Raw genomic sequence first — 19,173 nt, 5'->3', positions numbered from 1 at the left:
GATACAGTGGTCAGACAAGGAAAATTACTAGAAGTTCAAGACTTACAAAAAAACTACGGAAAGAAAAACAATATAACAAAAGCTTTAAATGGTGTTAGTTTTGATGTTCTTCCTGGAGAATTCTTAGGAATAATGGGACCAAGTGGATCTGGTAAAACTACTTTATTAAACTGTATTGCAACAATAATAAAACCAACATCGGGGCGTGTACTTTTAAATGGTGAAAACATCAGTGCTTTTGACAGTAAGGATTTAGCCGAGTATCGCGGTAGTCGAATTGGATATTTGTTTCAAGACTTTGAATTACTGGATAATCTAACTGGACAAGAAAATATACTATTACCATTATCTATTCATGGGATAGATTTTGCAAAAGCACACACTAAATTAGATGATCTAGCGTTTTTTTTAGAAATTACAGATATTCTTAATAAATTTCCATCTCAGATGTCTGGAGGACAAAAGCAAAGGGTAGCTGCTGCACGTAGTTTGATTTCTAATCCAGACATTGTTCTTGCAGACGAACCGACTGGAGCATTAGACACACGCTCTGCAAGAACATTAATGAATAAGTTGGAAGGTATTAATAGAAGTAGAGGAAGAACAATTTTAATGGTCAGCCACGATCCTAATGCTGCAAGTTTTTGTTCTAGAATCCTTTTTATTCAAGATGGTGTGATATTTCATGAACTGCGCCGCAAACATGATGAGTCACAAGAGAAATTTTATGAGAGAATTTTGCATTTACTAGCTCAGTTTGGAGGAGGAAGTGCAAATGTTCTCTAGGTTGATTTATCGTAATGCTAAACGAAATCGTAAGGAGAATTTAATCTACTTTGCAACACTTGTAACAGCAGTAGCCTCGTTTTATATCATTCTTTCACTTGGGAGACAAGATGTTATTTTATTCTTAAAGGAGTTTGAAAGTGATGCGATTGATAAACTTTTAGCTCAAATGCCAATTGTGTATCTATTTTCATTATTTTTATTATTTTTCTTAACTTTATTTGCTAATCGGTACCAATTAAATCGAAGGAGTAAAGAGTTTGGGCTCTACCTCATGTTAGGAATGCGCAAGGAACGCCTTATTCTTCAACTTTTAGCCGAGGGGTTTATTACTTCTATTTTGGCACTTATTGGAGGCATTTTGATAGGCGGATTTTTAGCAGAAATAATCAGCTTGACGGTATCTAAATTAGTCGGGCAGGGAATTATCGGTCATCAAATCAGCTTGTCGGTAGGTGCGATTTTCTTTACCATAGTTGGTTTTCTATTCATCCAGTTTATAGCGTTAGCCATTCTTGGGGGAAGATTATTTAATCAAGAGGTACATCAATTACTTTATGAGCAAATGGATAAGAAACAAGATATGGGGCATTTGAAAGGCAACGTTATCAATATATTAGTAGGTTCTATCTTATTAGGCGCTGCATATTGGATTGTTTTATACCGTTTTATGGATTTTGCAGGACTGATTTTGTTCGCGGCATTGGCTCTCGGAAGTTTAGGAACAATCCTTTTTATGAGAGGATTTGCAAAATTACTAGGCTTATTGGCAAGCATGTCCGAGCGTAAATCGACGAAAGGTCTGCACACATTTACATTAAGGCAGTTTCAAGAAAACATAGCAAATCGATCTACTTCTGTTGCGGTAACATCGATTCTCATTATGCTCGCTATCATTTTGCTAACAGATGGTGCTTCGACTATCATGGGGTTAGAAAATGTTTATACTAGAGGTCCCGCGATCTATGATTTTACTGTTAATAGCGATAATCAAAAGGCTGAGCAATTTCTTACGTCAGAAAAAATGGTATCATATGTAGAGGACTTAAATTTTCTTGAAATTGGACAAATGAAATATCAAGATGAACATGGGGAAGACGACTTGCCTTTATCGTTGGTAGACTGGTCAAAATTAAGAGAGCAACTAATTATGGCTTTGCCAAGCAACTATAGAGAGCAAATTTTATCTGGAGAAATGCAATATTATGATATCAGTTCAGAGAATCCTGAAGCACTTAATCTTTTTGGGGTACTAGAAATCGATGCAACAAAACCCTACCTCATTCCTGAAACATCTTATAATGGGCTTTTAGAGGCGATAGGAGAGACACCACTGAACCTAGATTCAGATGAAATTGCTTTATACTTTAATCCAGATTTTATGCCTATGGATGATGTAGAAAGCATGCCTGTACTAGATCGTATTCTTGAGGATGCTCTAGAAGAAAGGCAAAGTTTAATGAGCATTAATGATCAGGAAGTATTTATACACCCATCAATTCCAATGAGAGGATTAGTAGCAGATCGTTCCGTAGAAATTACCTCAGCATTTATCGTCCCCGATCAAATGTTTGAACAATTACTAGATACGGAAACCTATGTGTCTTATTGGAATTTTTGCATTCCACAAAAGCTGCAAGAACAGCAAGGTTTAATGAAGGCAATGATGGAGGCTAGAGATTTATTACAATCCTCAGGCTTCGAGTTTGAAAGTTATTTACAAAACTTTGGACGGAAACTTTTCTACGTTGTTGCCGGAAGTTATACGACACTATATTTGGGATTCTTATTCTTAATTATTGCCTGTACGGTAATAGCTTTACAATTTTTGACGCAGATGAAGCAGACTGGACAACGCTATGTAACGCTTTCCGTGTTGGGGGCAAAACGTAAGCAAATGAAACAATCGGTGCATAGACAGGTGTTGCTGACTTTTCTGTTACCTATGTCTCTCGCATGCGTCAGTGGAGCGGTTGGCATAAGGGCTATGATTTCATTTGTTATTATTTACTTCGATGATCAAGTGTTACTGTATCCGATTGCCCTTACCTTTGCCTGTCTTGTACTCGGCATTTTTGTGATTTATGGCGTAGCAGTAGCACGTTCAGCAGATCATGAAATTGATAAATTGCGTTGGAAGCCAAATATCGATTAAGGAGAAGTCAAAGGAGGTGCTAAAGTGGCGAGGATTACAATTGTTGAAGATGATTTATTAATGAGAGAAGAGTTAATGGATATATTGCAAAAAGAAGGGTATGAAGCGGTAGCAATGGAAGATTTTCAAGATATAGCACTTCAAATAGCTACTTTGGTACCAGACTTAGTCTTATTAGATATCAATTTACCGGAACAATCAGGATTTGAAATATGCAAAAGTCTAAAATCAAAAGGGATTGGTCCCATATTGATTCTTACATCTAGAGATAAGTTACAAGATGAATTACATGGTTTTCATTTAGGCGCAGATGATTACCTCATAAAACCATGTAATCGAAATAGATTGTTAGCGCGTATTCAGAACTTGCTCAGAAGATTTAAAGAGCAACCAAAGTTAGTAGATGGTGGCAGTTTTTCGCTAGACCCGAATACCTTTACTTTGTATAAGGGATCTCGGTCGTTGTTATTATCAGCTAATGAAGGAAGAATTTTATTGGCTCTAGTGGAGCATAGACCTGAGATTGTATCCAAGTCAACATTAAGTGAACTTTTATGGGGAACGGAGCAATATATAGATGAAAATGCTCTTCAAGTAAATCTGACTCGCTTACGAAAAACACTACGGCAAATAGACTTGGAGAATCATATTGAGACAATAAGGGGTCAAGGTTATCGACTTAGGGGGTAGGTGAAACCATGAAATGGATAAAGCAAATCTATGATTGTTTTCATGCTTATAAACTATGGTTTCTTATTTTAATTACTACAGATCTTCTATTTATCTTTCTAGCCTGGTTGGCTTACCCAGAAACCTTTAAGGTGTTAGTAGGACTAATGATTATTTTTACTCTAACAATGATATCGTTGTCCGTATTCATCATCATTAGAAAGCAAAAAATTATAGAAGCTGTCTTTCAAGATTTTTTATTAGAACCGAACGGGGCGAACGAAGAAATATTATGTCAGCTATCTCCTAAGACAAATTGGTCATATATCCGTAGAATGGGAAGTGTCATAAGATCATATCAGTCAAAACTTAATGATCAAGTCATTGAGTTGAATGATTATGAAAATTATATAGAAGGATGGGTTCATGAAATTAAAAAGCCCCTGTCATTGATGACATTGGTATTAGATAACCGCAGTGATGAAATATCTCCCTTTGTTAGGCAGCGTATGCTTCATATTAGGAATCAAATGCTTGGAGACGTAGAGCGAATTTTGTATTTTGCAAGACTTGGGGCTACTCATAAAGATTATATTTTTGAGTCTATAAATTTACTAGCATTTTGTAAAAAGACAATTGAAGACCATCAAACACTAATAGATGAATCGGGTTTTCAAATACAATTCATAGGTGAAGAAATGGAAATTTTTTCTGACCGCAAAGGATTAGCTTTTATATTAGAACAAATAATCGCTAATAGTACTAAACACGTTCCACAGAATGAGGATAGTCCAATTTTGAAATTTGAAACGGTTTATGACAAAGTGAGTGATCAAACTTTTTTAAATATTAGTGATAATGGACCTGGTGTATATGAAGAGGATTTACCATTTATTTTTGATAAGGGCTTTACTGGAAGGAGAGGTACTTATACAAGACAATCGACAGGTATGGGACTCTTCTTAGTGAGCAAGATGGCTTATGATTTGGCAATTCAGTTGGATGCAAAATCAGAGCTTGGTTCGGGGTTAATCATATCGCTAATATTTCCAAATGTGAAACAATAAGCTGTCATACTGAGCTTGATATGATTATCTATAGTGATGAATTAGGTAACAGTACTATACAGGCTTTACAAATATGCAATCAACATTGTTGTTCGATTTTAAATAACGAACAATTTAGGTGATTAGGAATTCGAAAAAAAATGGTGAAATTATTAAGGAGATTATAATGGAGCTGTACGGAGAAAATTTATTATTATCAAAGATATCAATCAATGATTTAGATTTTATATGCAGGATAGAGACTGATGAAAATTTATGGTACTTTGAGGAGTATGTAGAATCAGATAAAGGTGTTATACATGAGGAATACATACAAAAAATTGAAGAAAAGGTAAATCCGATAAGTTATGATTTTGTAGTTACTAACACTACAGACAAGAATAAAACACCGATTGGTTTAGCGCAATTATGGATCGATAGTGAATATAGAAAGAGCTGGGAAATTGGCTTTGCAATACTTCCCCAATATGGAGGAAAAGGTTACGGAAGCCAAGCAGCAAAAATGTTATTGCGATTTGCTTTTGAAAAATTAGACGCACATAAAGTATTTGGAATGTGCAATTCAAATAATAAACGCTCTGCAGTTTTAATGGAACATATTGGTATGAGAAGAGAGGCTGTTTTTAAGGAAGAGCTTTTTTGGCAAAATAAATGGGTTGATCAATACTATTTTTCTATTCTGGAGAGAGAGTATTTTAAGTACTAAGCCTTAAAAGTGTGTTATACACATTAATGAATGTTTGTTTCAATTTTTTAACACACAAATCTATAGTGGTTTTTTTTAACTTTATAGAAATTAGCACTATATCAAAAAAGAATACGAATTTATGAAAAATTGTTAGTAAGCAGTGATATGAGCAAGGTACCATCAATATTTTTTGTAAATGAGTTTCCAATCTTTTCGGAAAGATCGTCACTCTGTATTTAAAATACACTTGTTCGAAGGATTGATTTTGATGTTTTTGAAAGGGTTATCCCTGTTGAAAACACCAAAATTTTTGCGCTGGCGAGTCCTACTCTTTCGTCTCATGTAATTGTTCAAACATCGCTTCTAACGTTGCTCGGGCTTAATTAAAATCCAATAAGTGCTTATACGAAGCTACGGTCTGTTGCTTAAACACGCCATTACGATCCATCGAATTTTGATATTTAGGTCTCCAAACTCAGTGTGTAACTTACGAGAATAAGAAGCATTATGTGATTTATGCGTACGAAAAACCTCGGTGAGATCTTGTTTCTGACTAGTGCATCGTAATTTCTGTTGTTAACTGATTCATTGGGAAGACCTCTTTTCTGTGAATTTTGTGTGGTAACTCAATTCTATCAAGATAAGGTCTTCTTTGTTGTCATTCCATTCATTTACACAAAGTATTTTATACCCTCAAGCTTTTGAAATTCACCCATTTATTCGCCCCTTTTTATTATAAATATCGGTTAAAGATTACTGAATAACTCACCCTCATTTGTTAAAGCGTATAGTTAATTTTACTATCTTCTTTTTTCATTGGAATTTCTGTAAGACCATCTTGTTTAATTTCCTAAGATCGTTGATCTCTTTGACAATTGTTCTCTATATTTTGTAAATCTCGAATTTCTTCGTCTGTCATTGCTTGTACATCTACATCATTTCCAATTTTCTTTTGCTTATCTAAAACGTTCTCATTCTCTGCTACAGATAAAGTCATACTACTATATAATAATACAACCACCATAGCTAATAATGAATTTTTTGAAAACTTCATTTCATTTCTTAACCGTTTGGCCATGCCACCATTTGTTGTCGGTTAGATAAAGAGGAATTATAAGCCTAAACAATCATTCTATTACACCAAGTCTCAGCATCTCAAGATTTGAAACAAGAGTTAAAAATGAAAATCACCGAATGCTTCTACAATAACGTTTTTTGGATAGGCTCCAGTATTTGAAATTTTGTCGAGCAATTCGATTAGTGCTCCTGCAGGAGGAAAGGCATTAGTGAGACCCCATAGTGCACGAGCGTCCCACGAAAAAAAGCGAAGTATATTTCTTGAGTAGTTCATAGCAACGATCATTTCTAGTTGTTTGTTTTTTTGATTAAAACATTTTTGTCCCCACCGATACACTTTATCAAAACGATGAAATGTAAAACGGAACATATTAAAACAAATGTAACATAGTACAATTGGTGAACCCCTTGATAAACGGTATGTGTACAAACTGGCTGACAAGCTATAATGAAAATCACATATTGATTGTATTTTCTGAAAAATATAACATGTAAGCAGTTTCTTAAATTGGAAGGAGGGCAAATACGTGGGCACAGCTAATTCTCCGTTAAGAGAGGAAGAAATGCAGGCTTACCCTGTTGAGGGTGAAGCTTTCAGTAAAAGCAATAAGATTAACAAACCTAAAAAACATCGAAAGAATAGAAAGATCCTACAGAATTGGCAGCTATATATATTTGTCCTGCCAGCGTTTTTATACTTTTTCATCTTTCATTATATCCCAATGTATGGTGTGCAAATTGCCTTTAAGAATTTTATTCCTACATTAGGCATATGGGGGAGCGAATGGGTAGGATTTGAACACTTTACTCGATTTTTTGAATCCTATTATTTCTGGGATTTAATTAAGAATACGTTAGGCATTAGTATATATGAATTAATCGTTGGTTTTCCACTACCGATTATCTTAGCATTAGCTTTAAATGAAGCGAAGGATGGATTGTATAAAAGAACGGTACAAACGGTTACATATGCGCCCCATTTTATTTCCGTCGTTGTCATGGCTGGTATGATAATTGCTTTTCTATCTCCCGCCACAGGAATTATCAATCATGCTATACAATTACTTGGTTTTGAACCAATTGCTTTCTTAAGTGATCCTGCTTGGTTTAAAACCGTATATGTATTATCAGGCGTATGGCAAAGTACAGGTTGGGGTACGATTATTTATCTTGCCGCATTATCAAGTGTAGATCCGCAGCATCATGAGGCTGCGATTGTAGATGGAGCATCTAGATTTCAACGTATCTGGCATATTAACATCCCAGCAATTGTTCCCACTATGATTATCTTATTAATAATGAACGTAGGAAATATTATGGCAATGGGCTTTGAAAAAATATTATTACTACAAAATCCACTTAATCTTGAATCTTCAAATGTTATTGCAACATTTGTCTATCAAGCAGGTTTATTAGATGCACAGTATAGTTTTGCTGCTGCAGTCGGTTTATTTAATGCAGTCATTAATGCGATTCTACTTGTAACGGTAAACCAAATTGCAAGAAAAACAAGTGAGACTAGTCTTTGGTAGGGAGGGACAGACTATATGGGCTCAGCAATCCAAGATACAAAAAAAGATAAGGCGTTTAAAGCGTTGGTTCTATTATTTCTTACTGCGGCATTATTGATTGTGCTGTATCCATTAATTTACATTATTAGTGCATCAATAAGTAATCCATCAGCTGTTAATACTGGTGAGATGTGGTTGTTTCCAAAGGAAATAACGCTAGAGGGATATAAGTTAATATTTCAAAATGATGATATTTGGCGAGGATATTTAAATACGATTCTATACACCGTTTTAGGAACCGTCATTAATTTAGGAGTTACTATTCCAGCGGCTTATGCTCTATCAAGAAAAGATTTAGCAGGGAGAAATTTATTAATGGGTATGTTTGTATTAACCATGTTTTTTAGTGGTGGATTAATCCCAACGTATTTAGTTGTTAAGAGCTTAGGACTCATTGATACGATTTGGGCAATGGTTTTACCAAATGCTGCCGCTGTTTGGAATATTGTAATTGCTCGTGTGTTTTTTCAAACTTCTATCCCTAAAGGGTTAGAGGAAGCTGCAATAATAGATGGGGCCTCAAATTTTAAGTTGTTTACAAAGATTATTCTACCTCTATCCGCTCCAATTATTGCTGTAATGGCATTATTTTATGGAGTAGGACATTGGAACAGCTACTTTAATGCATTAATCTACTTATCGGATAAGGAAATGTATCCACTTCAACTCGTACTAAGAGAAATACTTGTATTACAGGAAATGGCCTCTCAAAATACAAACATGACAGGAAGCATGGCAGAAGCAATGCATAGTAAGCAACAGCTTGCTGCTATCGTTAAATATGGAGTTATGATCGTCTCTTCCCTTCCTGTTATTATCGTCTACCCTTTCCTACAGCGTTATTTTGTTAAAGGTGTTCTCATCGGCTCATTAAAGGGCTAATCAATATGAAGTGATATCGATTCGCGAGGAGGTGACCACTTCTTATCATTTAGGAAATCTATTACATGTCTGAAAGGGGATTGTAGGATGAAAAAAATCGTATATTTGTTGTTAATTACTGGACTTTTAGTAGTTACTTTAGCTGCATGTAAATCCAAAGAAACAAATGAAGAGTCTGCTTCGGCTACTGATGTCGAAGTAAATGAAGAAGGTTTTCCAATTGTTGATGAAAAACTTGAACTGTCCATGATGGCACCTGGAACTGGTGTCGCTGAGTGGAGTGATATGCCAACCTTGCAAGTATATGCTGAAATGACAAATATGGAATTTGAGTATATTACACCTCCGTTAAATGACTTTCAAACAAAGCTAAATCTAGCATTTGCTAGTGGCGACATAGCAGACATTATTTATGGTGCAGGCTCAAGTAACTTCACACCAGCAATGGAAGTAGATTATGGTGAACAGGGTGTATTAGTACCATTGGAAGATCTGATAGCTGAGCATGCTCCGAATCTGCAGAAGCTTTTAGAAGAAAGACCAGATGTAAAGAAATCGATAACAACAATAGATGGTCATATTTATGCACTACCGACCGTTGCTGAAGGACCTACTTCTAGCTGGTATCGAGGACCTTTATGGTATAACGGTAAATGGCTAGATGCGTTAGGAGTTAAAGAATTACCTAAAACAACAGACGAGTTCTATCAACTATTAAAGCGATTTAAGACAGAGGATCCCAACGGTAATGGGAAGGCTGATGAAATTCCGCTTCTTGATGTGAAAATGAATAGCTCTAGACCATGGCTGTTAGGAGCATTTGGAATGAAAGAATGGGGAATAGAGGAAGTGGACGGGAAGGTAAGGTATACACCAATTACCGAAAACTATAAAGAATACTTAACATTTATGAATAAGCTTTATGAAGAAGAATTATTAGATCCAGAGACCTTTTCGCAATCAGATGAACAAAAAAAGGCAAAAGGGCAAGAAAATCGAATTGGCGTATTCCCTGACTATTTTTCATTCTTTACAACTGGAGAATCTGAAGAAGAGGCAATGAATAATCCGATGTTTCAACCACTAACAAGCTCGATTTCAAATAAAGCAATTATCCCTAGAAGCCCTGCTATTCAGAGAGGTACGTTTGCGATTACTAGCAATAATCCTAGTCCTGAAGCTTCTATTAGATGGATAGATTATTTTTACTCTAAGGAAGGCTACGAATTTTTGAATCGTGGCCCTGAAGGTTACATGTGGGAGTGGAAGGATAAAGAAGGAGGGGAGAAGGTTGATCGCGAGGTACCAGAAGGCTTTAAATCGGAAGAAGATTATCGTGGCACGATCACCCCAGATTATGGGATTTCACCCCCTACAATTAGTGGGCCGATAGAAGGTAGAGCCTTATCTGAATTCGATAAATTTATTGCTGCAGAAACAAATGAAAAAATTTCGCCTTATGCAGAGGTTCCGTATCCATTGGTTTATTTATCACCAGAAGAACAGAAGAAGGCAAATACGATCGAAGTTGATTTGCAATCCTATGTAGAGCAAATGGAAGCTAAATTCATAACAGGTGTTGAATCATTATCAAACTGGGAGGAATATGTAAAGACAATTGAAAACATGCAAATCGAAGAATATATTGAAATTTATCAGGATGCTTATAACAGATGGTCGGATAGTTAATAAAAAAATGTATAGGATAAGCTAGATGCGTGTTGAATAGTAAAGTACTTGAACAATGGCTCGTATGTCTTTTTGGAATGTCATACGAGCCGTTCTTACATAACTAATTAGTTAGTGAGGTGATGACAACGGTGTTTTTAACAGAAGAAAAACTAAAAGCAAGAATGGAAGAGCTTTCCGTATACAGATATCGAGATGCGAAAAAAATAGCAGAATGGACTTTTCGTATAGATGAAGAAGGTGAGATTGGTGCATATCCACCTAACTCTATTAGTGACAATACAACAATTAGAATCGGAGACAGGTGGGAAGGTAGAGATTTATATGTATGGTTGTCTGCAAATGTTCCCATTCCAAAAGAGTGGGATGAAAAACAAATAATTGGCTTTTTTGATTTTGGTAACACAGGTGGAGGGAATAATTCAGGATTTGAATCATTATTATTTGTGAATAAACAACCCTATCAAGGCGTTGACTCCAATCATAAAGAGGTTTTTCTTTCTAGTGATTATGCTGGAAACGCGCTAGCCTTGGATTTTCGATTATGGTCAGGGCTCGAAGGAGGAGGCCATCCTACTAATCAAGAATATAAGTTACGAAGAGCAGAAGTTGCTTGGCTAGATGAAAGCGTCGATGGTTTTTATTTTGATGCGAAGGCGATGATCGAAACAATCCAGGTATTAAATGAGAATCAGCCGGAGAAGCATCAATTGTTACAAATACTAAACCAATCGATCAATAAAATTAATTGGTTAAACCCTGGAGCTTCGAGCTTTTATGAATCGATATATCATGCACAAACCTTTTTAACGGAACAGTTACAAACACTAGAGAAATCAAATCACGTTACTTTCCATGCTGTGGGGCATACACATATTGATGTAGCTTGGTTATGGCGATTAAAGCATACAAGGGAAAAGTCAGCACGATCTTTTTCCACAGTACTTCGTCTGATGGAGCGCTATCCAGAATATAAATTCTTACAAAGTCAACCACAGTTATATGCCTATTTAAAAGAAGATTATCCAGCTATCTATGAATCTATCAAACAAAAAATAGCCGAGGGTGCTTGGGAAGCAGATGGAGGTATGTGGCTAGAAGCTGATTGTAATATCCCATCAGGAGAATCACTTGTCCGGCAGCTATTAGTAGGAAGAACGTTTTTTAAAGATGAGTTAAATATAGAAAGTGAATATTTATGGCTACCGGATGTGTTTGGATATAGCTGGGCGCTGCCTCAAATATTAAAGAAATCTGGAATTAAGACATTTATGACAACAAAAATAAGCTGGAGTCAATTTAATCGAATGCCTCATGATACGTTTTATTGGCGAGGAATAGATGGTAGTGAAATACTTACACATTTTATTACCACGACAGAGCCTTGGCCAGATTCAAGATACTATACATATAACGGCTTCATGACACCACAAGTGATTAAGGAATCATGGGAAGCATATAGGGATAAACAACTGAATCAAGATCTACTGATTTCTTATGGATATGGCGATGGTGGTGGTGGAGTAAATAGAGAAATGCTGGAAATGCGAAGCAGGATGGATAAATTACCTGGTCTTCCCCGTGTGAAAACGTCTCGTGCAAAGGATTATTTTCGAAAGTTGCACGAAACAATGGAAGAAACCGAGAACTATGTCCATACATGGGATGGGGAATTGTATCTTGAATTTCATCGTGGAACCTATACCAGTCAAGCATTCATGAAGCGAATGAATCGAAAGCTTGAATTACTTTATAGAGACAGTGAGTGGCTTAGTACAATAGCTTCTGTTTATCATGATAATTTTTCACGCTATCCGGATGCTTCCTTATTAATAGGCTGGAAGGCGATATTGCGAAATCAATTTCATGATATCATCCCTGGCTCTTCTATTAACGAAGTATATAAAGATGCTAAGAAAGAGTATCAGGAAGCAGAAGATATTGGGAACAATACGTGGAATGATGCTGTTTCAAGTATTATTCAGAGTGACAAAAATAAGTGGACAATATTTAATTCTGTACCGTGGAATCGAGATGATACTGTATTTATTCGTAAGTCTGAGCAGATAGATATGAATGGAAAATGGGTGGATAGTGACAATAAATTATTAACTACACAGGTCACGGAAGAAGGCTGTTATGTTTATGTTAAAGACGTCCCAGCAATGGGCTGGAAGGGGATAGCGTATCAGTCTGCAAGTGAAGCACGAAAGCAAGCTGCTGCTCCGGTTTTTAACCATACTGAGGACGGGATTATCTCCCCATTTTATATGGTTTCTTGGAATGAAAAGGGGCAAATTACTCGTCTGTATGATCGTAAAAATAATCGAGAAGTACTGGCAAAAGAAGCGATTGGAAATGTATTACAAGTATTCGAAGATAAACCGCTTATGTTTGATGCGTGGGATATTGACATATTTTATCAAGAAAAGATGGAGGAAGTATCGTTATTGCAATCTATTCATGTAATTGAAACTGGCGACTTACATGCTACCATTCGTTTTGTTTGGAATTATGGTCGGTCGGTTATTCAGCAAGATATGATTGTCTATCGCAATCACCGTCGTATAGATTTTAAAACATCTGTAGATTGGCAGGAAAATCAACGTCTGCTTAAAGTAGCCTTCCCTGTTGATATTCGTTCAACAGAGGCAACGTATGATATTCAATTTGGAAATGTCAAACGGCCAACCCATTGGAATACAAGTTGGGATTATGCAAGATTTGAAACAGTTGGACATCAGTGGGCGGATCTTTCGGAAGAGGGCTATGGCGTTAGTTTATTAAATGATTGCAAATATGGCTATGATATCAAGGATAATGTCATAAGGCTTTCCCTGCTCAAATCGCCGATTCATCCGGATCCAGGTGCAGATAAAGGCTATCATGAATTTACGTATGCATTATTTCCTCATCAAGGTAATTGGAGCGAAGGGCAAACCGTGGAAGCGGCGTGGGCATTAAATAAACCACTCATATATAGTAATGGAAGAGTCAATGAAGGAGATTTTTCCATGTTTCGTTGCTCTGTCAATCATGTGATGATAGATGCGGTTAAAAAGGCAGAGAATAGCGATCAAGCAATTGTAAGGATTCATGAATTTACGGGGAAACGTGAGGAAGTATCACTTACTAGTGACTTTTGCATTTTATCATGGCAGGAATGTGATCTAATGGAGCGCGTAATTGGAGAGAAACATCATGAAGAACAGATTAAGTTTTACATCAAGCCATATGAAATAAAAACATTTCTAGTTAACCTTACGAAATCATAGAAGTAAAATGTTAGTCACTCTGTGTATTACTAATTAACTTATTACAAAGATGAAACTACCATAATAGCAAGTTTTTGTTTAAAAACATTTAGGTCGCACCTCTATAGACCCATTTATTTATTATCAAGGAGGATTGCAATTGGAAGGTAACCAGACAGTTCATATCATTTCACATACACATTGGGATAGGGAATGGTATTTGCCATATGAGAAGCATCATATGTATCTCATCAAATTAATGGATCAGCTCTTAGAAGTCTTAGAAAATGATTCTGATTTTAAAAGTTTTCATTTAGATGGTCAAACAATAATATTGGAAGATTATTTGCAAGTACGTCCGCAAATGAGAGAGAAACTAAAACAGTTCATTCAAGAAGGGCGGATATATATTGGTCCATGGTATATTCTACAGGATGAATTTTTAACAAGTAGTGAATCCAATGTCCGAAATTTATTATATGGAATGAAAGATTCGAAGGAGTGGGGAGGAATTTCCAATGTAGGATACTTTCCGGATTCTTTTGGTAATATTGGTCAGGCACCACAGTTATTAAGCCAGGCAGGGATTCATCATGCCGTTTTCGGGAGAGGAGTAAAGCCCACAGGATTCAATAATGTGGTTCAGGAAGATACAAGTTATGAATCTCCTTATTCAGAGATGCTGTGGCGTTCCCCAGATGGTTCTTCTGTACTTGGTATCTTATTCGCCAATTGGTATTGTAATGGAAATGAAGTACCAGTAGCTAAAAAATTAGCTCAAGACTATTGGGACAAGCAGCTTCAGTCATTAAAGGAGTATGCATCCACGCCACATCTGCTATTAATGAATGGCTGTGACCATCAGCCTATCCAACTTAATTTGCCCGAAGCCCTGCGAACAGCTAAGAAATTAAATCCTGATGTGGATTTTATGCATTCAAATTTTAATGCGTATTGTGAGAAGCTTGCATCTTCTATTCCAAGTGATATAAAAATCATTGATGGAGAATTAAGAAGCCAGCATACAGATGGTTGGGGGACACTTGTAAACACTGCATCGTCCCGTATTTACATTAAACAAATGAATCAGCAAAGTCAGGTGCTGTTTGAAAAGGTTGCAGAACCTCTTGCTACCTTTGCCTATTTACAAGGAGAAACATATGATCATGGTTTATTTGAATACGGTTGGAAAATATTAATGCAGAATCATCCACATGATAGTATATGCGGCTGTAGTGTGGATGAAGTTCATCGTGAGATGGTTACTCGGTTCGAGAAGTGTCAGCAGGTAGCAGAAGTTATTATCGATAAGAGTTTAGCTAGCGTAACAAGAAATATTGATACGACAACCTTTACCAAATGGGGAGAAGATGCTATTCCTTTCGCTGTGTACAATACAACTGGTCAAATTCGTACTGGAATTGTTTCGGTGGTTTTAGATGTGAGAAAAGAATATTTTTCTGCAGGAGTAAACAAACAGCAGCTAAAAGCGTTCCCATTAGGTACCAAAATATTGGTAGATGCGTATGGAAATAGAATGGATTGTGAATGGGAAGATTTAGGGATAGCTTTTGATTATGAGCTACCTGATAACCAATTCAGACAACCCTTTATGGCGAGGCGGGTGCGTTTAACATTTGAAGCGAAAAATATTCCGACACTAGGGTATGAAACCTTTGCATTGGTACACCGTTCAGGAGCATCAAAAACGGCTAGCAATCAATCATTAGTTATAAATGAAAGGGAAATGGAAAATAAATATACACATGTAAAAATGAATGAAAATGGATCTCTGGTTATTACGAATAAAGAAAATGGCCGCATTTATAAGGATCTATGTATCTATGAAGATACGGGGGACATTGGAAACGAATATATGTACAAGCAGCCAAAAGAAGAGACACCTCTAACAACAAAGGATATAAGAGCGGAAATAACGATTATTAAGGATAGTCCCTTTCGTGCGGTTTATCAAATTGTTCATGAATGGGATCTACCTAAAGGTGCTTCTGAGCTCTTAGATCAGGAACAGCAAGAGCTTGTTTGGTTTACAGGGAGGCAAGCCAAACGAGTTACGGATACCATTACTCATACGATTACGACCTATGTCACATTGGAAAAAAATAACCGTGGTGTACAAATTACTACTTCCTTTACTAATCAGGCAAAGGATCATCGGTTACGAATGCTATTTCCGACAGATATACAAACAGATACGCATTATGCTGACTCTGTATTTGAAGTAGCAGAGCGATCAAATGAGCCTGCAAAAGATTGGGCAAATCCAGACTATTCCCAGCATCAGCAAGCATTTGTAAACGTTAGTAATGAATTGGAAGGGCTTACGATCGCTAATTTTGGTTTAAATGAGTATGAAATATTACGCGATGGAAGAAATACAATTGCCATCACGTTACTTCGATCTGTAAGGGAACTAGGAGATTGGGGATACTTTCCAACCCCTGAGGCTCAATGTTTAGGTGAGCAAACGGCTTCCATTTGTATCTATCCGCATGAAGGGGAGCGCAGCAAGCTTGTGTCATTTCAAGACTCGTATCAATACCAAGTACCTCTAATGGTAAAGCAGGCAGCTATACAGGAAGGAGTTTTACCTCCAGCTCAATCGTTTGTTGAATGGCAATCAAATTTACTTGCATTTACTTCTTTAAAAGTATCGGATGAATCAAGTGATGTGATAGCTCGGGGATTCAATTTAACGAATAGGGACGCTCGTTTAACGGTTCATTCACCAGCTTCATGCAATTATATGTATCGAAGTAATGTCTTGGAGGAAGTAGTAAGTCCTTTCATGAACGAAATCGAATCAAGCTGCTCATTTCCTGTGAAAAAACATGAAATTGTTACCATCGGTTTTTCTAAACAAAAACTATAAACAACGTATTCCGTATTGGCTGATACCAATAACGGCTTGTTGCTCAGTGGGCTGAGATGAATACTGCTAATACATGGAAAGGATGTGGTGATGTAGTGGAAATAAATGTACCAATATCGATGAAGCAAATGATCGATATGGTAAAACGACATTTTAAACAAGATCATAAGATACAAGCAATGTTTGAGCAATGCTTTTCAAACACCTACCAAACAACCATTCGCCCTCAAGTAGATGGAACTACTTTCGTGATCACAGGGGATATACCAGCAATGTGGCTAAGAGATTCGGCTGCACAAGTACGACCGTATTTATTACTTGCAGAAACGGATCATGAAATAGCAGATATGATTCAAGGCGTATTGCAAAAGCAATTCATGTTTATTACGCATGATCCATATGCCAATGCCTTTAATGAAACGGCGAATGGGAATAGATACCATGATGATCAAACGAGTATGACTCCATTACTGTGGGAGCGTAAGTATGAGGTTGATTCCCTTTGCTATCCGTTACAGCTGGCTTATTTGTTTTGGAAATCAACCGGAAGACTCTCTCATTTTAATGCACAATTTTTAGCAGCAGTCAGGAGGATTATTGATACTTGGCGAACAGAGCAGGATCACGAAGCTGACTCCACCTACTATTTTGCAAGGGACAATTGTCCCAAACAGGATACACTTTCGAATAATGGGAAGGGATCACCTGTAGCTTATACAGGCATGACATGGAGTGGTTTTCGTCCAAGTGACGATGCCTGTCAATACGGTTACTTAATTCCGGCAAATATGTTTGCTGTCGTCGTCTTAAAACAGTTAGCAGAAATAGCAGATGAAGTGCTAGATGATCGATTTCTCAAAGAAGAAGCAGTTCGATTGGCTAATGAGATAGATCGAGGGATAGAACAATTTGCTAAAGTACAACATCCGACGTATGGAACCATTTATGCTTATGAAACGGATGGTCTTGGTAATTATAATCTGATGGATGATGCAAATGTTCCTAGCTTACTTTCCATTCCATACTTTGGTTATTGCGATATCAACGATCCCATTTATCTAAATACGCGTAGATTCATACTTAGTAAAGATAATCCATATTATTATCAAGGCAAGGCAGCTAAGGGAATAGGAAGTCCACATACACCAGAGCATTATATTTGGCATATCGCGCTAGCAATTCAAGGGATGACTGCAGTGACAGAGCAGGAAAAGGAGGAAATATTAAATGCCTTTAAAGTAACAGATGGAAATACGGGATTAATGCATGAAGGCTTTCATGTCGATAATCCAGCAGATTATACGAGACCTTGGTTCTCATGGGCAAATTCAATGTTTAGCGAATTTGTGCTAAATAGAGTCGGTTATTTTGTTAAAGGGAGCCCATTTAATAAATGATGAAGGAGGTTATGCCAATGGAGAAAACAAAGGTTAGAGGTTTTCATTTACGATTTGGTTCCCATGACTTAGTGGAACCGTTGATAGAATTTATTCATCATGTTTTAGTTCCGCAAGGGATTAACTATCTATTTTTAGAATGTAATACCTCGTTTGTTTTTAAGAAACATCCAGAGATAACCGAGGGTACATTAACGAGACAGGATGCAAAGGTGATTGCAGACGTATGTCGAAAGCATAATATTAGACTAATCCCGTTATTTCAATGTTTAGGTCATCAGGGTTGGGGCGGAAAACGTAATTCGATACTTACGGCATACCCACAATTTGACGAAACGCCCGAAATTTCACTCGATGCAGTGTGGCCTGAAATTTTTTGTAGAAGCTGGTGTCCGGAACATCCAGATATACATCAATTAGTCTATGATTTGATGGATGAAATTATAGAAGCGTTTGATGCTGATGGCTTTCATGTTGGCATGGATGAAGTTTTTGAAATGGTTAACCCTAACTGTCCCAGATGCCGTGGGAAAGACAGAGCAAAGTTATTTGCAAACGTAGTAAATGATTTACATCATCATTTAGTTGGAACACATAATGTAGAAATGTTTATGTGGGGAGATCGTTTAAATGACAGTGAAAGATTTGGATATAACGAGTGGGAAGGGGATACATTCGGAACACATGACGCGATTGACCATATTCCAAAAGACATTGTAATTACAGACTGGCATTATGATAAGCTTCCAGCATACCCTTCTATTGGTAATTTTATATCAAAGGGCTTCACTGTAATTCCAGCTTGCTGGTATAAAACAGATGCCGCAGTAGATTTATTAGAACAGGGAATACAACAAGCACAGGAACGTGAAAAATTAAAAAATATGCCAGGTATGCTCGTTACTTCGTGGAATAACTGGGATAGAGCTTCATTCGAAAAAGTGATAAAGATGACAGGTGCTTCACAAAAAGATGAGCTTCATGAATTACACCATACCCTTCACGTAATTACAACTGCTTTAAAGGATTAAAGTGGAAATAAAGG

General features: G+C 36.7%; 14 protein-coding genes and 1 pseudogene. 12 read left to right on the top strand and 3 right to left on the bottom strand.

The features are described 5' to 3' along the window. Positions 1-6 precede the first annotated feature (6 nt). From D9782_RS01330 to D9782_RS01310, 5 genes are all read left to right on the top strand, one after another. Complete coding sequence (locus D9782_RS01330) at positions 7-786, top strand: ABC transporter ATP-binding protein (protein ID WP_121603864.1); 780 nt, start codon at positions 7-9, stop codon at positions 784-786. Then, entirely contained in the window at positions 776-2,941 is a 2,166-nt protein-coding gene (locus tag D9782_RS01325; protein WP_121603863.1) for an ABC transporter permease, read from the top strand. Before D9782_RS01330 ends, D9782_RS01325 begins: the two co-directional genes overlap by 11 nt. Before the next feature lie 24 nt (positions 2,942-2,965). After that, positions 2,966-3,631 carry a response regulator transcription factor gene (locus D9782_RS01320; RefSeq protein ID WP_026682548.1) on the top strand — a complete coding sequence of 222 codons (666 nt, stop codon included), beginning with the start codon at positions 2,966-2,968 and terminating at the stop codon, positions 3,629-3,631. 8 nt (positions 3,632-3,639) lie between these two features. Continuing rightward, the gene (locus D9782_RS01315; protein WP_121603862.1) at positions 3,640-4,677 is read left to right on the top strand and encodes a sensor histidine kinase; all 1,038 of its coding nucleotides are present in this window, start codon (positions 3,640-3,642) and stop codon (positions 4,675-4,677) included. Between the two features lie 166 nt (positions 4,678-4,843). Continuing rightward, positions 4,844-5,383, top strand: coding sequence for a GNAT family N-acetyltransferase (locus D9782_RS01310; protein ID WP_026682546.1), 540 nt, complete (start codon positions 4,844-4,846; stop codon positions 5,381-5,383). 370 nt (positions 5,384-5,753) lie between these two features. Here D9782_RS01310 and D9782_RS23400 read toward each other — a convergent pair. The 3 genes and pseudogenes from D9782_RS23400 to D9782_RS01300 form a co-directional block, all read right to left on the bottom strand. Then, positions 5,754-5,954 (bottom strand): annotated as a pseudogene (locus D9782_RS23400) (transposase); the annotation flags it as partial. A gap of 261 nt (positions 5,955-6,215) precedes the next feature. Beyond that, a complete protein-coding gene (locus tag D9782_RS01305) occupies positions 6,216-6,443 on the bottom strand; it encodes a hypothetical protein (RefSeq protein WP_026682545.1) in 228 nt (75 codons plus the stop codon). Positions 6,444-6,539: 96 nt separating this feature from the next. After that, positions 6,540-6,812, bottom strand: a complete 273-nt coding sequence (locus tag D9782_RS01300) for a hypothetical protein (protein WP_121603861.1) — start codon at positions 6,810-6,812, stop codon at positions 6,540-6,542. A gap of 157 nt (positions 6,813-6,969) precedes the next feature. Between D9782_RS01300 and D9782_RS01295 the strand changes: the two genes are divergently transcribed. The 7 genes from D9782_RS01295 to D9782_RS01265 all read left to right on the top strand — a co-directional run bounded on the left by D9782_RS01295 (position 6,970) and on the right by D9782_RS01265 (position 19,159). Further along, positions 6,970-7,974: an ABC transporter permease gene (locus tag D9782_RS01295; RefSeq protein ID WP_226983558.1), complete on the top strand. Its 1,005-nt coding sequence runs from the start codon at positions 6,970-6,972 to the stop codon at positions 7,972-7,974. Positions 7,975-7,989: 15 nt separating this feature from the next. After that, positions 7,990-8,895, top strand: a complete 906-nt coding sequence (locus tag D9782_RS01290) for a carbohydrate ABC transporter permease (protein WP_121603860.1) — start codon at positions 7,990-7,992, stop codon at positions 8,893-8,895. 87 nt (positions 8,896-8,982) lie between these two features. Beyond that, on the top strand, positions 8,983-10,584 hold the full coding sequence (locus tag D9782_RS01285) for an extracellular solute-binding protein (protein WP_121603859.1): 1,602 nt from the start codon (positions 8,983-8,985) through the stop codon (positions 10,582-10,584). A 131-nt stretch (positions 10,585-10,715) separates the two neighbouring features. Further along, positions 10,716-13,859 (top strand): alpha-mannosidase, encoded by a 3,144-nt coding sequence (locus D9782_RS01280; RefSeq protein WP_121603858.1) that lies wholly within the window; start codon positions 10,716-10,718, stop codon positions 13,857-13,859. A 139-nt stretch (positions 13,860-13,998) separates the two neighbouring features. Then, positions 13,999-16,731 carry an alpha-mannosidase gene (locus tag D9782_RS01275; protein ID WP_121603857.1) on the top strand — a complete coding sequence of 911 codons (2,733 nt, stop codon included), beginning with the start codon at positions 13,999-14,001 and terminating at the stop codon, positions 16,729-16,731. 56 nt (positions 16,732-16,787) lie between these two features. Next, positions 16,788-18,128: a glycoside hydrolase family 125 protein gene (locus tag D9782_RS01270; protein WP_240455783.1), complete on the top strand. Its 1,341-nt coding sequence runs from the start codon at positions 16,788-16,790 to the stop codon at positions 18,126-18,128. 17 nt (positions 18,129-18,145) lie between these two features. Continuing rightward, positions 18,146-19,159 (top strand): family 20 glycosylhydrolase, encoded by a 1,014-nt coding sequence (locus tag D9782_RS01265; RefSeq protein WP_051388433.1) that lies wholly within the window; start codon positions 18,146-18,148, stop codon positions 19,157-19,159. Positions 19,160-19,173 lie beyond the last annotated feature (14 nt).

The sequence above is a fragment of the Virgibacillus sp. Bac332 genome (genome assembly GCF_003667785.1).
GTDB classification, from domain to species: Bacteria; Bacillota; Bacilli; order Bacillales; family Amphibacillaceae; genus Virgibacillus; species Virgibacillus salarius.
Note: the sequence above shows the minus strand (reverse complement) of the source record. Positions and strands in the feature narration are given on the sequence as shown.